Here is a 16,914-nt window from a genome sequence, read left to right on the forward strand (position 1 = left end):
GGTTAGCCGTCGTCGCGTAAAAAGGACGCGTCGCCGGGATGGTAGAGGGCGTCGGCTCGGCGGGCCAGTCCGAGCAAGAGCGCCGCACGCGCGGCGTCGGGGGCGACGCCGTGGGCTACAGCGTCGACGGCGCAGCTCTTGGCCTCGGTCCAGCGGTCCCGTAACTCGCCGGGGTCATCCGTCCGCGCCAGCGCGATGTCGTCGTGGTCGGACAGCGTCGGGTCGAGCCAGCAGACGCAGTACCAGCGCGGGGTCCCGCCGAGGACAGTCAGTCGGTCGTAGCCGGCGTCGAGTTCGTCGAGGACGGCCGACGCCGGCAAGCCGCTGGCCAGCGGGGTGGACTGGGCGAGCGGGTCGACAGTCACACCCCAGTGGGCGTGCCGACAGTCGTAGCGGCCGTCCGACCGCGGGACGACCACGAGCGTGCGCTGACCCATGGCCGGGGATGGGCCCGGCACCGTACTTGAACGCTCGCCGTCGAGGAGGGCGCTCCCCGCCCATGTCAACTATGCACAACCCTCAAGTGTCGCGTCACCGTACAATCACGTATGCTCGGGAGTGAATGGCTGTACGGTGCCATCGCCCTGCTGGTCGGCGTCCACATCCTGACCATGCTGTACGCCTACCGGCGCCAGGGCGAGCCGGCGAGCGGAGCCGCACAGTCCGACCCCGAGGCGACACGGTCGGCGGCCGGCGACGAGGAGGCGGGGCTCGTCACCTGTGCCAACTGCGGGACGAGAAACGAGCAGGGCTACCAGTTCTGTCGGGAGTGTATCGCCGACATGTCGAGTGGCACGCCACAGCGCCCCTCGCGGGAGCGGCCCAACGCCCACTGACGGGCGCTGTAGCGGCTCCCCGGACGGCCGGCGCCCGAGCCATCGCGACGAGAACGACCGCGTCCGTCGCTTGCCGCCCAGAGTAGGGTGACTGTCCCCAACACACCGTGACGAACGCTAACCGCCCGACTGAAAGCATTTACTCGATTCCGTGTCAGAGAGATTTTATGTACACCCGGTCGGTAAACACAGGTGATGCCTCGAATCGAAGTCCCGGAGAACCTGTACCGACAGCTCGAAGCCGAAGCAAACGGTGGGCAAATCGACGACGCGCTCTGGAAGATGGTCGGGACCTACCGCCGAAAGAACAACCCCGAATCAGACCGCCGATAACGCCGCCAGACGGGTTTCTCGTGGGCCAGCCGTTCAGCTCCCGTCCGGTCGCCCCCGAGACCGTGTCGTCGACGCGTCCGATTACCCCGTTCGAGTCGAACGACGCCGAAGCCAACCCCCACACTCATTCCTCGTCCACCCCCGACAGCGCGGACGCGTTCCGCGTCGAGTCGGGGATACCACCCTCGTAGACCGTCCGGACGTTCGCCGCCGCCCGTCGGCTCATCCGGGCCAGCGCCTGCGTCGTCACCCCGCCGACGTGGGGCGTCAACAACACGTCGTCGCGACCGTACAGCGGGTGGTCCGCGCCCGGCGGCTCCGACTCGAAGGTGTCCAGGGCTGCCCCGCCGACGGTGCCCGCTTCGAGCGCCTCGACCAGTGCAGCCTCGTCGATGACCGCGCCCCGGGCGGTGTTGACGACGACGCCGTGTTCGCCAAGCGCCGACAGCTCCCCGGTCGAGATGGAGTGGCGGGTGGTGTCCGTCAGCGGGACGTGGACGCTCACCGCGTCCGACCGCTCGAACAGTCCTTCGAACCGCTCGGCGCGCTGAACGCCCTCGGGGAAGTACTCGTCCGGTTTGCGCGGGTCGTACGCGATGACGCGCATGCCCATCCCCGTGGCCATCGCGGCCGTCTTCTGTGCGATATTTCCGAAGCCATAGAGGCCAAGCGTGTCCGCGCTGAGTTCCCGCCCCGTGAAAGCCGCCCGCTCCCACCCGCCGCCCCGAACGTGTCTGTCGGCCGTGTGTAGGTGTCGACGGAGCCCGAACAGCGAGGCGATGGCGTGCTCCGCGACGGACTGGGCGTTCGCTCCGGGCGTGTTACAGACGGCGATGTCCCGCTCGGCGGCCGCCGCCATGTCGACGTTGTCCAGCCCGGCGCCGTGTTTGGCGATGACCTTCAGCCTGTCCGCCCGCTCGATGACCTCGGCGGTAAGGGGTGCGACGCGAACGATAACGGCGTCGTAGCGTCCGATATCGTTCAGTGCGGCCTCGGTGCTCTCGTACTCGTCCATCCCCGTACAGTCGGCGAAGTCCGCGATGGACTCCGGCCCCGACGGGTCGATTTCTTTCGGCAGTAAGACCTCCCACGTCTCAGACATATCCCTCTCTTCACGGGAAGTAGTGAAAAGTTTACAACCCCGCCGCGAGCCTACCGCTGGTGCGCCGTTGCACACTGTCGGGTGTCGCGTCACGAAAGAACACAGCAGACCGGGGCAGGAACCCGCACGTGCCGACAACCAGCGGTCTCACTTCTCGGACGAGGGGACAGTGACACCGGCGAAGTCGAACCGTGCGCCGCCGGACCTGCTCGCCGAAACGTCGACGCGCCACCCGTGAGCCGAGGCAATCTCTGCGACGATGGCGAGGCCGTAGCCGGTTCCGTCGGCCGCCGACGTCTGCCCGAACTGGAAGACCCCGTCACGGTCGGCCGGCGGGATACCCGGTCCATCGTCGGCGACGTAGAACCCGTCTGCGGACCAACCGACCCGGACCGTCACGTCCGGACCACCGTGCTCTACGCTGTTCCGGAAGAGGTTCTCGAACACGCGCTCGACACGGCTCGAATCGGCTAGAAAACGACTGTCGTTCACTACGGTTAGCGTCGCATCCTCCGTGTCGACACGCGCCCAGCTACGCTCGCTGATGGCCGCCAGGTCGACAGTGTCGGTCTCGTCGACGATACGACCCTGCTTGGCCAGCGACAGCGTCTCATCGATGAGCGTGTCCATTCGCCCCAGCGCGCTGTCTAGCGGACCGATGTGGGGGCTGTCCGTCTCCGCATCCAGCAACTCGACCCGTCCCCTGGCGACGCTCAGCGGGTTCCGGAGGTCGTGGCTGACCGTGCTCGTGAACCGCTCCAATCGCTCGTTTTGGTGCTCCAAGCGCTGCTCGCGCTCCCGGCGTTCGGTCACGTCTCTCAGCACCACGACACGGCCCTGGGCGCCGAGCCCGTACTCGATTGTGGTGAGGCGCGCGTCGAAATATCGCGGTGGGTCGCCGAGCGAGAGCGTCCCCGACCACTCCGCGTCGCCACGCTCCAGCGCGGCGACGAGACCCGCTGCGTCCGGGAGGACGTCGAGGGCGTCCCTACCAGCGACGGACGACATGTCAATCAGGTCACCGAGGCGGCGGTTCGCGTCGACGATGACGCCGCGGTCGGTGACGATGAGGATGGCCTCGTTGAGGATATCGAAGACGGTCTCTCGCCCCGGCCCCAGTTTCAGTTGCTCGCCCGGGTGGTCCCGCAGCGCATGGAGGATAAGCCCGCCAGCGACGAACAGCGCCGCCGGCGTCGCGTCGACGTACTCCGGCACGAGGCCAGTCGTGTGCAACACCGACGGCGTCGCGAAAATCAGCGTACCGGTGACCATCAGCGTCGACGATTCGACGTGATTCCGGGGGCCCGTCAACGCCCGGCCGGTCCAGAGGGCGACGGCGGCCAGCGCCAATCCGAAGCCAAAGAGAAAGAGATCAAAAGAGAGCCACGGTCCGATTGTGTTCTGGAACACACCGCGGTCGTCAACGTAGCTGTCTGCGGTGTACAGCAGCGTCGGCCGCACGAGGCCCAGAACCTGTGTCGCGACCGGGACAGCGAGTAGGACGGCGAACGCATACTCCGACACTGGCCGGCGGAACACCGATTCGACCGCCAGCAGGAACCAGCAGATAGCAAGCACCGAGACGGCAAAGATGACGACGCGATCCATGGCGATTGTCACGGTCGGGCTGTTCGCGAACAGCGAGACGGCCCGCGCCACCGTCCAGACGCCGGCTGCCACCATCGCCAGAAACAGCCACCTGAACGCCGGCTGGTGCCGATGTCGCCAGCTCGCCCGAATGACGAGCCCGACCGGGACCACCGCCAGCAACGTCAGAAGCGCGAGAACATCGATGAAGGTCGGTCCGGAGAGCAAGTAAACTGGATATTACAGTTCCAGAAACCTAAGTGTTCATCACGACACAATGTACTGACCCCGTGCGACCCTATCGGCCGCTGTCCGGATCCAGACGCCGACTCCGGGATATATTTGAACGGGGATTGGTTACGCAGGTTCCAGTAGTGTAACTCCTGGGGAAAGTCGCTACACTAGCCACTATCCGGATAGTTCGACAGGACGAAAAGTCGCTATGGACTCGCCGGGATTTGAACCCGGGGCCTCAACGCCTCGGCGGTCGGCCTCCCACCGCACCGCAGACGGAGGCCGCCTCGGCGTACGCGACGCGAAACATCGGCTGTTGCCCATCGGCGGGTAGCCAGCCCGAACTCTCGGCACGCGATAACGCGCGTTCGGTGGAGAAACCCAACGATGAACGCAACTCCACCGCAAGAAGCGATGAACCGCTACCTCAAAGACAAATCCACCGACGTTACCGACTCCACGCTGTCGAACTACCAGACCACGTTGAACGTCTTCTGCGACTGGCTCACCCATAAGGGCGGGATAGAGAATCTGAACGAACTGACGAGCGACGAAATCCAGCGATTCAAAGAGTGGCGGCTTGAGAACGTCCAGACCATCACCCTCAAGACCGACATGACCTGCATCAAGGGCTTCATCCGGTTCTGCGAACACATCAACGCCGTCCCGGACGGCATGAACCAGTTGGTGCGTATTCCGAAGCCGAACCCCGAAGACGAGGTGTCCGACGACATCCTCACCCGGGACGAAGCAACGGAGATACTGGACTACCTCGAAAAACACGAGTACGCCAGCCTGCGACACGTCATCTTCGCGGTACTCTGGAAAACCGGGATGCGCCGGAGTTCGCTGTATGCCCTCGATAAGCGCGACTTCGAAGGCGGCGCGAGTCCCTACCTTCGAGTTCGTCACCGACCGGACACCGAGACGCCGCTCAAGAACAAGCGAAAGGGCGAGCGTGACGTTCGTATCAGCGGCGAGGTCGCCGACGTTGTCCGTGACTACCTCCGGTTCAATCATCCCGACGAGGAAGACGACCACGGACGCACGCCCCTGCTAATGTCCACGCACGGGAAGCGGTGTGAGCCTTCGACTATCCAGCGGAACGTCTACACCGTGACTCGCCCGTGCCACTACACAGGAGAGTGCCCAATGGACCGCGATATTGACGAGTGCGAAGCGACCTCGTACAATACCGCCAGCAAATGTCCGGCTTCGATAAGCCCGCACGCGCTACGGCGGGGCTACGTCACCGAGGCGTTGAACGCCGGACAGCCGAAGGAAGTCACCGCAGATAGAGTTGATATGAGCCACGACATACTCGACAAGCATTACGACAAGGCCACTAAGACGGAGAAGATGGAGCGTCGAGAAGAGTATCTAAGAGATATTTAATTCTCTTCGTCAAATTTCAAGTGGCATATTCCACCACGCTTCAATCTTGGTTCTGATATAATTGTCCGAAGCCAAAAATCGAATTCGTCAGGGTCGCCATTAAACTTCTTTCCAAAATATGTCATAAGAAAGTCTTCTTCTGAACACCAATCTGTCCCGGGCATAAAGTCGGCTTCATCTGGACGGTCAGCATCTTTGTACTGTTTTTGTACTACCTCAATGGAGTCGCTATTGAACAGGAATCCGCCACTTATCTCTAATTTACTAGGAATCCATTTGATTTCGATTTCCGACTGACCAATTGCTACGGTTCGATAACCAGTTTCAATGTGCCCTCTTTTTTGCCAGTCGAATAGAGTTTGTCTATATTCTGTATTATTTGGGAGAAATAGATAGTCTGGTTCATATACCTCTGAGTAGGCCTCAATGATAATATCAAATTCAAAATCGTCAACGGTTACCTGACTCAGATGACCTGAGTTGGCTTGCTTCTCAATAGTGGATAGAATATGTCTCTTTTCTCCCTGTGCGATGGTCTTAGCAAAATCATTGCTAAGAACCTGATTTACTACTGCCTCATCCTCGAAAAAGAAGCGTTTAGGGAGGTTGCTTCGCTTGCCTATCTGGACATACTCTCTTTCTGTATGCTGTTCAGGGTTGAAGGAACTCCGTTCAACATATTCCTGCAAAAAAGACTCTTCTGAATATGCTTCTTGCAACTGCTGAACGAATTTTTCTAATTTTTCCGTAGAGATACTCATGGATTACCTGACCAATCTTGTATGTTTGCTGATATTTCCTGAGGGAACTGAGGGTCGCTTTTCTTTTCAAACGCTTGAACCTGCTTTTCTATCAAATCGCGATGTGCCTCATGCTTGCCATCCATTGTTGACTGTTTCTCAATCCAGCCATCTAATCTTCCCACTCCAAATAGCCCCGCATATAGAAGTCCGAATCCGACAGCCATTGGGAATATCAAAAGAAGTGCTTGTAGAATCTTAATTGAATTGTCGGTTGTGAGGCTGGCGATTAGATATGCAGCGATTCCCACATAGGAGAGAGATACAAAAATCGTACCTGTAGAGGCCAGATAGCGGTATAGGTCAGTATAATCTATCTTTGCAATATTTCCGACCGCTTTGCTCATGAGACATCAAAACCTCTTCTTCCTACAATTTAAAACCATCTACAACCTTGGCGGATTCACTCTACGATGGATAATACCTATCGAAACAGTCCTAATTCGTTGGAAGTTCGTTCTGTTTGTGGAGTGACTTTATCATCATGGATAAGCATCGTGTCGTATGCCATTTTTCGGCGGCGAAACTAATCCCGGTTCAGATGCGTTCCGTCCGTGTCCCGAGTGCGGTGAGGACCAAATCTACTCACAGAGCGATGGAGTCCTGAGTGATACAACCTACCTCTGTGATTCCTGTGGATACGAACCTGAAAAAGAGGAAGTGAAAAAGTCGTTCAAAGAACTTCGTAGAGAGAGACAACACGGAACGCAAAGCGGTGGGCCAGACCGTGACGAATCCGCTGTGCAGTCCCTTGTGAATCAGGCAGAGGGTCCCGGTGTCACCGCTGAAAGGCTAAGGATTGATGACGGAGTTATATTGCACTCGCTTGACGACGGTGAGATTCCGCATTGTCTCGTCAAGGGAGCAGGGTGGCGTGGTATAGAGGTCGAGACTGGGGACGAAATCGAACGGACAGGGCAGAAAGGAGCCGGGATGATGGAGACGTTCAACAACAAACTCACCGTTCCGAACCTGACGATAGCGACCGATAAGCGTCTCTTGGCTCTCCATCCTCTTCGCACCGGCACAGACGAGTATACTATTCCATACGATTCGATTGACAACGTGAGCATTGACCGAGGCTGGACGAAGCGGCGAATCCAAGTCACAACACGAAGTCGGACCTACTACTTCGAGGTGAAGGGAAGCGACCACGACAAAATCAGTCCGACGGTGGATTACATCCGAGAGAAGCGGAAAGAAGCAGTTTCGGGGACTGAGAACATCGCGGAGACAGACAGCCCGATGGAGAAACTGGAACGACTTAGCGACCTTCATGAGCAGGGGGCAGTTACAGACGCCGAGTTTGAAACAAAGAAACAGGAATTATTGGATGAGATTTAGGTAGGGTCACACCGGGAAGGCCGGGGAAAGGGAGAAAGAGTTCGCTCGGTTTGCGCCATTTTAAAAGGGGTTCGTTACAGAAGGTATGACAATGGACCGGGATGAGATTGATGAGTACGTCCAGCGGTGTCAGCAACTAATCGAGGCCTCACCGCAGATGGACGAGGAAAACACGAAGGTCAAACTCATCCAGCCGTTTCTCGAACTTCTCGGCTGGGACCTCTACTCTACCGAAGTGGCGCTGGAGTACACTATCCCAATGGCTTCGGGAAGTACGCACGTGGATTATGCCCTTCTCGTGGGGGACTCCCCTGTCGTGTTCGTTGAAGCCAAGCCGGTAAGGTCTACCCTCACCGACAGCGAGGTTCAGCAGTTGCGGAGTTACATGAGACAGGAACTCGACGTAGACTGGGGTATTCTGACCAACGGAAAATCCTTCGAGGTTCTGACGAAGAATCACCGCGATAACGGCGGCGAAGAGGTGTCCGTTGTTCAGTTCAATCTCGACGACCTCGCAGACAATCCGAGTGTGCTGGAACTACTCACAAAGGAGTCGATACGCTCGGGGAAGTCCGACGAGGTCGCCGAGCAGGTCGCGGAGACGAACCGAGCAATTCGGTATCTACAGGAAAACGAAGATAGCGTGACCGATGCTGTGAGTGAAGCAGTCGAAAACGAAGTTGGTGAACTTACTATTGACCTCGAAGAGCAGTCCCGAGAGTTCACACAAAATCTTGTTTCCGTCCTTCGGGAACAGCGACAGTTCGTCAGCGAAGAGCCACCCAATGAATCAGAAGAAGAGGAAACGCAGGAAGAGCCGGACACCGCTGACGAGATTGAACCGATACAGAACCGAGTGACAGGGACTATTGCGCGACGAGACATCGAAGGAGACTCTGACGCGCGGGTAGCGGTATTCCCCACAAAAGAGTCAGGACTCCCCTTCCTCAAAGAAAACGAGGCATGGGGCTTCGTTCGAGTTGGGAGCGAGTTTGATTACGTGGCGATGTACGTTACTGGAGACGTTCGGGAGGTGAATTATTTCGCTGAAGTGAAAGATGTAGTCCGGCCCGATGAAGCCGACCTGATGCGGGAGCCGTTGGACTACAAAGACCGCGCGAAGATTGATGAAGGCAAGAAGGTCATTATGTTTGAACCCGGTTCACTCTATGAACTTGAAGACCCTGTCCCGTTCAAAACGAAGTATCCGCAGGGGTTACGCTACACAACACTCGGAGAATTACGCACAGCGGAGACAACTGACGATATGTTATGAACTGGTGAAGTAACAACTCACTTCATACAGTTGGTTCTGACCGGATTACTCGCCCTACGCAGGACCCTGAATTTGACATATGTAGCGCAAATCTCAAAAATAGGGCATTTTTAGTCACTTCTAATTTCTGTTTTCTCGCTTCATCTCGTGAAGTGGCAGACTTCATTTTGTAGGGCCTCTATGATGGGGGCATAGTAGGGGGACTACAGGGGGTACATTGTATGTGGTACATTAGGAAGAGTACAGTAGAAGATTTCAAACGGGGTTAACGTCGTAGGGTTAACAGCGATAAGGTCGCCGTTGTTGAACTGCTGTTAAAACTGTTGTTAACGGTGTATAGTGAACTCTGTACTGTAGTCATGATGATGCACTCAACCTACAGAGAACAAGGAAGAGGCAAGCATCCCAGAGGGACCACTCTCTGCAACGTAGTCTCTGCTGAGGCACACAATCAGGTTTGTTCGGGGCAGAGGGTACTACCTATCAAGTGGTGCAATCAGACGGACTCACGACCTTGCTGACCGGCTGATTTTGGAGCCAACTCGGGGACGGCACGTCCACAGGCGTTGAGCGTGAGCGCACGTCCAATTTAAGCACCCTCAGTCTGTCGCTGTGGTCCCCTATCAGATTCTATGTACCTTCCATCGTATCCTAAAAGAATCCACTCACAGCAACCTCATAGTCACACAGGGAGTCAGGGAATCAGAGTGTTCAGCAGGCAACTGTAGGCTCGAATTTTACAAACCAATTAAGTAATCCCTAAATATGAGATATATGTTAAATTCGTGTTTAGCATCGAACAGTCTGCGGCCCGGCGGCCTTATCGGCGTGAACCGTTTCTGTGCCACTTGCTTTTTTGATAGTTGACGAAGTGGGGTGTTGTAATGCCAGACGCATCCGCCCTACAGGAATCTCTCACTTCCATCTCCGAGCGAACGGACGATGATATGAGCGAGCGGGATGTCGAGAATCTGTTCCTCGAAAACGGATTCTACGACGCACTCAGTTTCGAGGGAACAGGGACGGACCTACGAAGCGAGTTCACCCTCCCCGATGACCGCCGTCCCGACTACATCACGCTCGACACTAACGAAGCCGTCACCGCAGTCTACGAGTTCAAGACGACAGGACGTGACCTCCCGCCCAACGAAGACCAACTGTTTCACTACATGGATTATCTACGGGCAGAGTACGGTGTCTTGACCAACGGAGAGGAACTGCGGCTGTACCGCCGTGGGGATGACCGCGCTACGCTTGTGGTGTCGCTGGAGGCCATCACGGAGAGTCAGGCCCGCGACCTACTGAGTGCGCTTCAGAAGCGCGAGTTCGAACTCACCGACCCCGATGATGTAAGCCAGTTCCTCGAAGACCTCGACCCCATCCCGCTCGATAGTCAGTCTGAACTCGGGCAGGAACACTTCTTTGACACCTTCAGATTGGAAGAGGGAAGCCCCTTCGCCGACCTCGTTACAGGGATGATGGACATCCTTCATGAACTCCGTGACGAGCGTGAAGCGAAGTTCGTGAAGGGAGCATACGACTTCTGGGAGGCCACATACGCCGATGAACCGGATGAAGTCCCCGACTCTTGGGACCCCTTCATCAACGGGAAGCAGTCACTTCGTGACTTCATGTTCTGTCTGGAGAGCGGTCACGCGCTTCTCGCCCGGCTCCTACTTGCGAAGGCGACTGAAGACCACGACTTCTTCGCTGGAACAGGATACAGAGGGATGAAGGAGTACTTCCGTGGACTTCAGGGATTTGATGGAAACATCAATCTTGACGCTTTCCCTGTTGCCGCTGACAATCTCATCGGCCATATGCAAGACCATCTGGTAGAGGGACTGTTCCAAGATGACATCTTCATCTGGTGGACTGATGGCTACAAGGAACAAATCACCCGTGGACATGACTCGATTGAGAGTCAGGTTGAGGCTGTTGCTGGTTTCGATGACGACACTATCACGGTGACTGACGAGATTGAGGAACTGCGAACCACTCGGGAACGGCTGAGTAGGGCGGTAGCAGAAATCTATCTGAACGTCCTGCGGTTCGACTTCGCTGACGTGGAAGGCGACCTTCTCGGCGACCTCTATCAGCGGTACTTCGACCCTGAGACACGCAAAGCACTCGGTGAGTTCTATACTCCACAGCCGGTCGTGGATTACATCATGGATGGGGTCGGGTACGAGCGTGGAGTCTCAAACGAGCGACTCATGGACCCGGCGTGTGGCTCCGGTACGTTCCTCGTGGAAGCCGTAGAGCGGTACGTCGAAGATGTGGAACGCTACGACGATAACCCCGACTGGGAGGAACACCTCCGGGACCTCTGCACTCGACCGCGTATCGTCGGGCTGGACATCCACCCGTTCGCCGTGCTGATGGCACAGATTCGCTTTGTTGTCGCTATTCTGCCAGCATATCGGGAAGCAAAGGAACAGAACCCGGAGTTCACTCTTCGGCGGCTCCCCATCTACCGGACCGATACACTCCGAAACGAGCGGGACCTTACCGGGGCCGACCTCGGCGAAGACGGAACCCGTCAGATGACGTTCGATGCGATGACCGAGGATGAACAGGACGTTCGGATTCCTGTTCCCCTTCCAGTCGAAGTGGATGAAGACGAGGCCCCAGAGACGGAAGACGGCTTTCTCGTGCGCCGAGTTCGGATGCCGCTGTTCGACACGATTCAGTTAGAAACGGGAGTGAACAACTTCGGGGAGTATTTCGCGGCCCTGCAAGGCGTACTGGATACCGTCAAGGACCACATGGCCCTCGCTGAGGAGTTCGGCGGCGACTTCGATTGGGAATACAAGAGCGGGCTGGAAGAGCGCGTTAATCAGCATACGTCGCAGGAATACTCTGGGGTGGAAGAGTTCTTTGAGCCCTATGTGAACGATATGCTGGAAAACGTGCGGTATCTCAAAGAGGAACACAACGACGGGCGACTGTTCAAGATGTTCGAGGATACCGTCTTGGCTCTCGTGGTCAAGAATTACATGGAGTACGACTACGTCGTGGGCAATCCCCCGTATGTACGAGTTCAGAACCTCCCTGATAGTCAGAAAGAGATGATGGAATCGCTGTACGATTCCACGACTGGGAACTACGACATCTACTGTCCGTTCTACGAGCGTGGTCTTGACTGGCTCCGTGAAGATTCTGGAAAACTCGGTTACATTACCCCGAATCAATTCATGGTCACAGACTACGGTGAGGGTATGAGGCGGGTGCTACTTGATGAGGCCCGCATTGAGGAGGTCTACGACTTCCGGGATTCCGGCGTGTTCGAGGACGCAACGAATTACCCAGCCATCGTAATTCTCGAAGATGAACCTGATGAGGACAACCGTAGAGGCAACGAAATTCGTTGCGTCAGGGTAAAAGCCGATACGGACGAGGACCGGGACCGAGAACTGGATTCAGCCATTATCGAAGCAGTACGCGAGCATCGCGGTGAGCCGGGCTATTCGGATGAGTTCATCGACGTGTTCGACTTCCCACAGCAGAAACTCACGGGTGAAGATTACTGGGCGATGATGCCTCCTGAGGAATTGCAGGTCTTCGAGAAACTGGAGAGTGAACAGGACGCTGTCATCGGCGACGTGACCGATGCCGTATTCCAAGGCATCCGAACCAGCGCGAACAAGGTCTACATCGTAGACGTTCTCGACGCCGACCGTATCGAGTCAGAGGATTCGGGAGAAACGGTCACAGTAGTTCCTACCGGAGGGTCACAGGAGTTTGAGATTGAAACGGACCTACTACGTCCGTTCCTCGAAGGAGATGAAGTCAAACGATGGAGGGGTGATTGGGGTGGGCTTCACGTCGTGCATCCCTACTATGCCGAAGAAACCGACGATGGAGAACTCGAAGCCGGGCTTTACTCACAGGACTATCTCGAAGAAAATCTGCCATTGACGTGGGACTTCTTCCTTGCCCACAAGGACAAACTCGAAGGACGGGAAGGCGGGCGGAAAGAAGGCAAAGACGATTGGTATGGCTACATCTATCCGAAGAATCTTGGAAAGTTCGAGAATCCGAAAATTGTGCAAGCACACATCGCAACTGATGCGACCTTTATGATTGACGAGCCGGGGACATGGTACTTCACTACGGCCTACGGAGTCCTTCTAACTCCAGAACACCGAAAAATCACGGAGGAAATGGCCTGTCAATTGAACTCGAAGGCTTTGGACTTCTACTTCAAGCATATCACGACAGTCAAAATGGGTGGGTTCTATGAATACCGCTCTCAGTACGTCGAAAAATTACCTTGTATAACTGAGGATAGCGCGGGTGTCTTCGGGGTAATGCGTAACAAAGGTCAGGAGATAGTAGACACTATTGACCTCGATAGCAAGACTGACCGCTTCCCAGAAGCGTACCTCGGCGACTACGATGGTGAACTTGATTATATTACGTATGAGTGGCAGACCCGTCGCTACCCGGTGAGTGCTGAAGTACAGGGTGACGTGGAGGGGAACTTCACCGTACAGGCTGGACGCTCAGATACAATCAACGACCCAGCAATGTACTCTGAGAACCGCGATGCCAGAAAGCGCCGGGCTGAATACGTGCGTACCGCTGTAGACGGGCGCGACGTGAAGAGCGGAGAAAAGACGACCGTCCCGATTCCACGTAATGATGATGGCGTGGAAGAACTGCTTGACCGACGTAGAGCCGACTGCGACGAAGTCGAACAAACTGACATCAAAGACCTCGAAGCGGAGATTGACGACGCGGTCTATGACTTGTTCAACCTAACTGATGATGAGCGTAGAGTTGTGGAAGAGTACCTTGAGGTGTTCTGAGACTTCGGATTAACTACCTGCCGCTTTTTGTCTGCCTCCTACAACGTAATGCGTATGTGGAAATTCATCTGCGATTCGGGAACTGAGAAGGAGTGTCTATCCCGGCAACTATTTGGAAACAGCAAGATGGTAGATGAAATCGAAGAGGGTGATTTATTGTTTCTGCATAATCGGGAATCTGACCGTCTCATGGGTCCATTTGAGGCCGCGACTGATTCGACTATGCGTATTGTTGAACACGCTTGGGATGGTCGGTTTCCATTTCAGGTCTATGTCACATGGAGTGAGCCGGTCTATGAACTACCAGTTGGCGAAGTATCCGACCCCAGTATTACTGAGAATCCAATCTCGCTTCCTATCCGGGACAAATTTCAGGCCCTTAGTGAAGAACAAGCAGAGCGGTTTCTGACAGCATTGGAAAATCACGAAAAGAGCCAGAAGATAATCTGTAAGCGGTAAGTCCTAACTTGCACCTTCTCGCGGTCCCCTCCAATTTCTCCGCAAATCTGGTAAAATACACCCTGTTTCGAGCGCGGCTGGTTACTAAAGACATGGGGATGGGGGTGTCTCCAATGTAACAACCGCGACAGGTATTACTACAGGACATACTCTCCATACAGCGGGTTTCCTAACTCAGGAGGATGTCACCGGAATCCAGCCGTAACGTCGCTTAGTTACCCGGAATCCACCAAATCGTATTTCGGCCCCCAACATCCTTCCCAGTCAATTGTCCTTCGTCACGGAGTGCTGTTAGCCGCTTGTAGGTAGCACTCCGCTTGATAGGTATCTGTTCAGTTACCTCCGCAGTCGAAAGGACAGGGTCGTCAGCATCTCGAAAAAGTTGTAAAATCTCGTCATCGCTCACTCGGGGTTTTCGTCCGGGCTTCGAGCCATCACTCATGTCTCATGGTATGTTCTGTGGACTGTAAATAACTACCGTCAAAGAGACTAACCCTGTTTGTACGTGCGCTAAGGCCTATTTCCGGTGGCTTTAACTGTTTACCGTCTAAGGTAGTAATACGAAGGTCATCTGCCCCTCGGGGCGTTACGGTTCGAAAACGCCCGAGTGCTGGAACACTCGGACAGGTGGTCTTCGTGGAACCAAAGACCAATGCAATCTACAGACAGCAGTTCGGAAAAGCGTATCGTTGAGGAATTGAATTTCGGCGCGAAGACGGCAAAGCGAGTCGGGTGGGAAGCCTTCGAGTTCTCCGTTGAAGGCCCTCACCTTGTCCGTGTCACCAACGCCAGTTACGGCTTCGAGAAAGACGACCACTCGTACCTCGTAGGAGTCGAAGACCGTGACGGCGTTCTCGTCCCGGCTGAGTGCGAGTGTAAGGCCGACCGCTACAATGACGACTATGACTGTAAGCACAAGGTCGCACTCGCCACAGTCGGCGGCCCCGTAGTTCTACAGGCCGCTGGTGACCTCGATAACCCCGCCGCCGGGTTATCGGAGTCAGTCACGGACGGCGTCACGACCGGCGCTGACAAACTCCAGACTGACGGCGGGACGGCGACGGTCGCCGATGATTCGGACACCTGCCCGAACGGTGACGACCGATGCGACGGCCCCAACGGTGCGGGGCTTCCCTGCTTCGACTGTTTCGAGGTGGACCAATGACGGACAAGAACGACGAGCGCACCGTTCGCTGTCCGGTCGAAGGCTGTGACAGTACGCCGCTCGCTCGTGGTATCAATCTCCACATCATGCGGTCGAGTGGGGACGGCCACGGACCACAGGGCGAGGTTCCAGACAGCCTTTCGCTCGAAAATCTCGAAACGGTCGGGGAGCGCGAAGTCGAGATGGACTACCCGGACGAGCGCGACAACGAGAAACACGCTCGGCTATGTCCTTACTGCTCGGTGACGTTCACCGGCATCTCGGGACTCATGATTCATTTAGGGCAAACAGCAGGCCGCAAGAATCACCCTGCCAACCCGAAGGACCGACACGAACCCTCGGACTTTCCCCGCGTAGAGGTGGACGCAGAGGGAAATGTCCAGCAGGTCGCTGACCCACGGGAAGATTCGACTGACAGCCGCGATAAGGCCGGCGCGGTTCCGACAGCGCGAGTATTCCGTCTGATTGCCGACCTCATCGCTGACGGTGAGACGAGAACGGCCCACCGCGTTCGCCGCGCCCTTCTCGGTGCTGACGACGCCGTCGCCCCCAGTCGAGACGAGCCAGCCCACCCGGAACTGTTCGAGGCACTACTCACGCAGGGACGGGCTGAACAGACGGACCACCGCGTGACTGCCGCGCTGGAAGGGGAAGGCGTGATGGTCGCCTGTCGGGGTGAATCGGGATTCCTCTCTGCCACCGAAGCCCGCGACGTTGCGGCCCGACTGGAACAGGTCGCCGCAAGCGAAGACTGGCGCGACGACGACACGCGGGACCTTATCGCGTTCCTCCGTCACTCGGGTGACGTTCTTGACGGCGACAAGACTGAGCGTGGACTCCACGAGGAGTTCAACCATTGGAGGTGAGTCTTCAATAGGACCAGATGGCGTTAATGTAGAACCGCGCGAAAGAACTTTCAATGGCAGTATATTACATAGAGTAACGGAAGTCACAAATGGTCAGCAGGGTCGCGTGGCAGGGCTAAGGTTCGAGTCCTTAGAGGCGTCATGCCACAGAAGGCAGTACCCGAGGACCCGGCCCGCTAAATAAGGTTCTGACCATGATATGGACAAACGCACTCGGTTCGGTATTGGCGAGTATCGTCCTGATGACTTCCGCACCCGTGGCTGCGGTTATTGTCACGGCGCTGTTCGCATCCAGCGTTATCCTGATGCAAACGCCTTCCTCAGGGGCCACAGGATAGTTTCATCTCTCTGATTACCTTCGAAGTCCACCAGAGTTTAACAAAGAACTTCCATACTCGCTGGTCGCCGTCTATCGTAACTTTCGGAAACCGCTGGACGGGGAGCCGACCGCTCGGAGAAATCATCAAAACACTACCGGCAAATCGTGCCGCGCGACGGAGCGAACACACTACTCAAACGGTGTAATGGTTTTATAAAGAAGCGGCGACGTGTTGCGATTACCGAACGCGCGTAGCGCGTATGGACTCGCCGGGATTTGAACCCGGGGCCTCTTCCTTGCGAAGGAAGCGATCTGCCACTGATCTACGAGCCCGTACGTGCCTCTCGAACGCGGGGTGATAAAAACCCTGCGCGTGAGGGCGAT

14 protein-coding genes and 1 tRNA gene are annotated in these 16,914 nt (G+C 56.4%); 9 read left to right on the forward strand and 6 right to left on the reverse strand.

The annotated features are described in order from the left end of the window. Positions 1–2: 2 nt before the first annotated feature. Positions 3–437 (reverse strand): hypothetical protein, encoded by a 435-nt coding sequence (locus tag VJ162_RS08095; RefSeq protein ID WP_324663599.1) that lies wholly within the window; start codon positions 435–437, stop codon positions 3–5. A 111-nt stretch (positions 438–548) separates the two neighbouring features. On the opposite strand from VJ162_RS08095, the gene VJ162_RS08100 reads away from it, so the two are divergent. Continuing rightward, the gene (locus VJ162_RS08100; protein WP_324663600.1) at positions 549–836 is read left to right on the forward strand and encodes a DUF7577 domain-containing protein; all 288 of its coding nucleotides are present in this window, start codon (positions 549–551) and stop codon (positions 834–836) included. 195 nt (positions 837–1,031) lie between these two features. Continuing rightward, positions 1,032–1,169 (forward strand): hypothetical protein, encoded by a 138-nt coding sequence (locus VJ162_RS08105; RefSeq protein ID WP_324663601.1) that lies wholly within the window; start codon positions 1,032–1,034, stop codon positions 1,167–1,169. A gap of 124 nt (positions 1,170–1,293) precedes the next feature. On the opposite strand, the gene VJ162_RS08110 is transcribed toward VJ162_RS08105, so the two are convergent. Next, on the reverse strand, positions 1,294–2,271 hold the full coding sequence (locus tag VJ162_RS08110) for a hydroxyacid dehydrogenase (RefSeq protein WP_324663602.1): 978 nt from the start codon (positions 2,269–2,271) through the stop codon (positions 1,294–1,296). Between the two features lie 147 nt (positions 2,272–2,418). After that, positions 2,419–4,086, reverse strand: coding sequence for a sensor histidine kinase (locus tag VJ162_RS08115; RefSeq protein ID WP_324663603.1), 1,668 nt, complete (start codon positions 4,084–4,086; stop codon positions 2,419–2,421). A 393-nt stretch (positions 4,087–4,479) separates the two neighbouring features. Between VJ162_RS08115 and VJ162_RS08120 the strand changes: the two genes are divergently transcribed. Beyond that, positions 4,480–5,487 carry a tyrosine-type recombinase/integrase gene (locus VJ162_RS08120; protein ID WP_324663604.1) on the forward strand — a complete coding sequence of 336 codons (1,008 nt, stop codon included), beginning with the start codon at positions 4,480–4,482 and terminating at the stop codon, positions 5,485–5,487. Here VJ162_RS08120 and VJ162_RS08125 read toward each other — a convergent pair. Further along, positions 5,484–6,248: a hypothetical protein gene (locus tag VJ162_RS08125; protein ID WP_324663606.1), complete on the reverse strand. Its 765-nt coding sequence runs from the start codon at positions 6,246–6,248 to the stop codon at positions 5,484–5,486. The two genes, VJ162_RS08120 and VJ162_RS08125, sit on opposite strands and share 4 nt — an antisense overlap. Next, the gene (locus VJ162_RS08130) at positions 6,245–6,634 is read right to left on the reverse strand and encodes a hypothetical protein (RefSeq protein ID WP_324663607.1); all 390 of its coding nucleotides are present in this window, start codon (positions 6,632–6,634) and stop codon (positions 6,245–6,247) included. The genes VJ162_RS08125 and VJ162_RS08130 overlap by 4 nt, the downstream gene beginning before the upstream one ends. 157 nt (positions 6,635–6,791) lie before the next feature. On the opposite strand from VJ162_RS08130, the gene VJ162_RS08135 reads away from it, so the two are divergent. The 6 genes from VJ162_RS08135 (at position 6,792) to VJ162_RS08160 (ending at position 16,211) form a co-directional block, all read left to right on the forward strand. Beyond that, complete coding sequence (locus tag VJ162_RS08135) at positions 6,792–7,631, forward strand: PH domain-containing protein (RefSeq protein WP_324663609.1); 840 nt, start codon at positions 6,792–6,794, stop codon at positions 7,629–7,631. Between the two features lie 91 nt (positions 7,632–7,722). Beyond that, complete coding sequence (locus VJ162_RS08140) at positions 7,723–8,907, forward strand: type I restriction enzyme HsdR N-terminal domain-containing protein (protein WP_324663611.1); 1,185 nt, start codon at positions 7,723–7,725, stop codon at positions 8,905–8,907. Between the two features lie 884 nt (positions 8,908–9,791). Next, a complete protein-coding gene (locus VJ162_RS08145; RefSeq protein WP_324663613.1) occupies positions 9,792–13,721 on the forward strand; it encodes an Eco57I restriction-modification methylase domain-containing protein in 3,930 nt (1,309 codons plus the stop codon). 54 nt (positions 13,722–13,775) lie between these two features. Further along, entirely contained in the window at positions 13,776–14,180 is a 405-nt protein-coding gene (locus VJ162_RS08150) for a hypothetical protein (RefSeq protein WP_324663614.1), read from the forward strand. 652 nt (positions 14,181–14,832) lie between these two features. Next, complete coding sequence (locus VJ162_RS08155; RefSeq protein ID WP_324663616.1) at positions 14,833–15,345, forward strand: SWIM zinc finger family protein; 513 nt, start codon at positions 14,833–14,835, stop codon at positions 15,343–15,345. Continuing rightward, positions 15,342–16,211, forward strand: coding sequence for a hypothetical protein (locus VJ162_RS08160; protein WP_324663617.1), 870 nt, complete (start codon positions 15,342–15,344; stop codon positions 16,209–16,211). Before VJ162_RS08155 ends, VJ162_RS08160 begins: the two co-directional genes overlap by 4 nt. Positions 16,212–16,791: 580 nt before the next feature. On the opposite strand, the gene VJ162_RS08165 is transcribed toward VJ162_RS08160, so the two are convergent. After that, positions 16,792–16,863 (reverse strand) — tRNA-Ala (locus tag VJ162_RS08165). Positions 16,864–16,914: the final 51 nt, after the last annotated feature.

It is taken from the genome of Haloarcula sediminis, from assembly GCF_035656455.1.
Classification (GTDB): domain Archaea; phylum Halobacteriota; class Halobacteria; order Halobacteriales; family Haloarculaceae; genus Haloarcula; species Haloarcula sediminis.

What these genes read in the sequence shown, in the direction of transcription:
- VJ162_RS08120 (WP_324663604.1), top strand. Translation starts at nt 4,480, where the DNA reads ATGAACGCAACTCCACCGCAAGAAGCGATGAACCGCTACCTCAAAGAC.
- VJ162_RS08155 (WP_324663616.1), top strand. Translation starts at nt 14,833, where the DNA reads ATGCAATCTACAGACAGCAGTTCGGAAAAGCGTATCGTTGAGGAATTG.
- VJ162_RS08135 (WP_324663609.1), top strand. Translation starts at nt 6,792, where the DNA reads ATGCCATTTTTCGGCGGCGAAACTAATCCCGGTTCAGATGCGTTCCGT.
- VJ162_RS08125 (WP_324663606.1), bottom strand. Translation starts at nt 6,248, where the DNA reads ATGAGTATCTCTACGGAAAAATTAGAAAAATTCGTTCAGCAGTTGCAA.
- VJ162_RS08105 (WP_324663601.1), top strand. Translation starts at nt 1,032, where the DNA reads ATGCCTCGAATCGAAGTCCCGGAGAACCTGTACCGACAGCTCGAAGCC.
- VJ162_RS08130 (WP_324663607.1), bottom strand. Translation starts at nt 6,634, where the DNA reads ATGAGCAAAGCGGTCGGAAATATTGCAAAGATAGATTATACTGACCTA.
- VJ162_RS08145 (WP_324663613.1), top strand. Translation starts at nt 9,792, where the DNA reads ATGCCAGACGCATCCGCCCTACAGGAATCTCTCACTTCCATCTCCGAG.
- VJ162_RS08100 (WP_324663600.1), top strand. Translation starts at nt 549, where the DNA reads ATGCTCGGGAGTGAATGGCTGTACGGTGCCATCGCCCTGCTGGTCGGC.
- VJ162_RS08150 (WP_324663614.1), top strand. Translation starts at nt 13,776, where the DNA reads ATGTGGAAATTCATCTGCGATTCGGGAACTGAGAAGGAGTGTCTATCC.
- VJ162_RS08110 (WP_324663602.1), bottom strand. Translation starts at nt 2,271, where the DNA reads ATGTCTGAGACGTGGGAGGTCTTACTGCCGAAAGAAATCGACCCGTCG.
- VJ162_RS08140 (WP_324663611.1), top strand. Translation starts at nt 7,723, where the DNA reads ATGGACCGGGATGAGATTGATGAGTACGTCCAGCGGTGTCAGCAACTA.
- VJ162_RS08095 (WP_324663599.1), bottom strand. Translation starts at nt 437, where the DNA reads ATGGGTCAGCGCACGCTCGTGGTCGTCCCGCGGTCGGACGGCCGCTAC.
- VJ162_RS08160 (WP_324663617.1), top strand. Translation starts at nt 15,342, where the DNA reads ATGACGGACAAGAACGACGAGCGCACCGTTCGCTGTCCGGTCGAAGGC.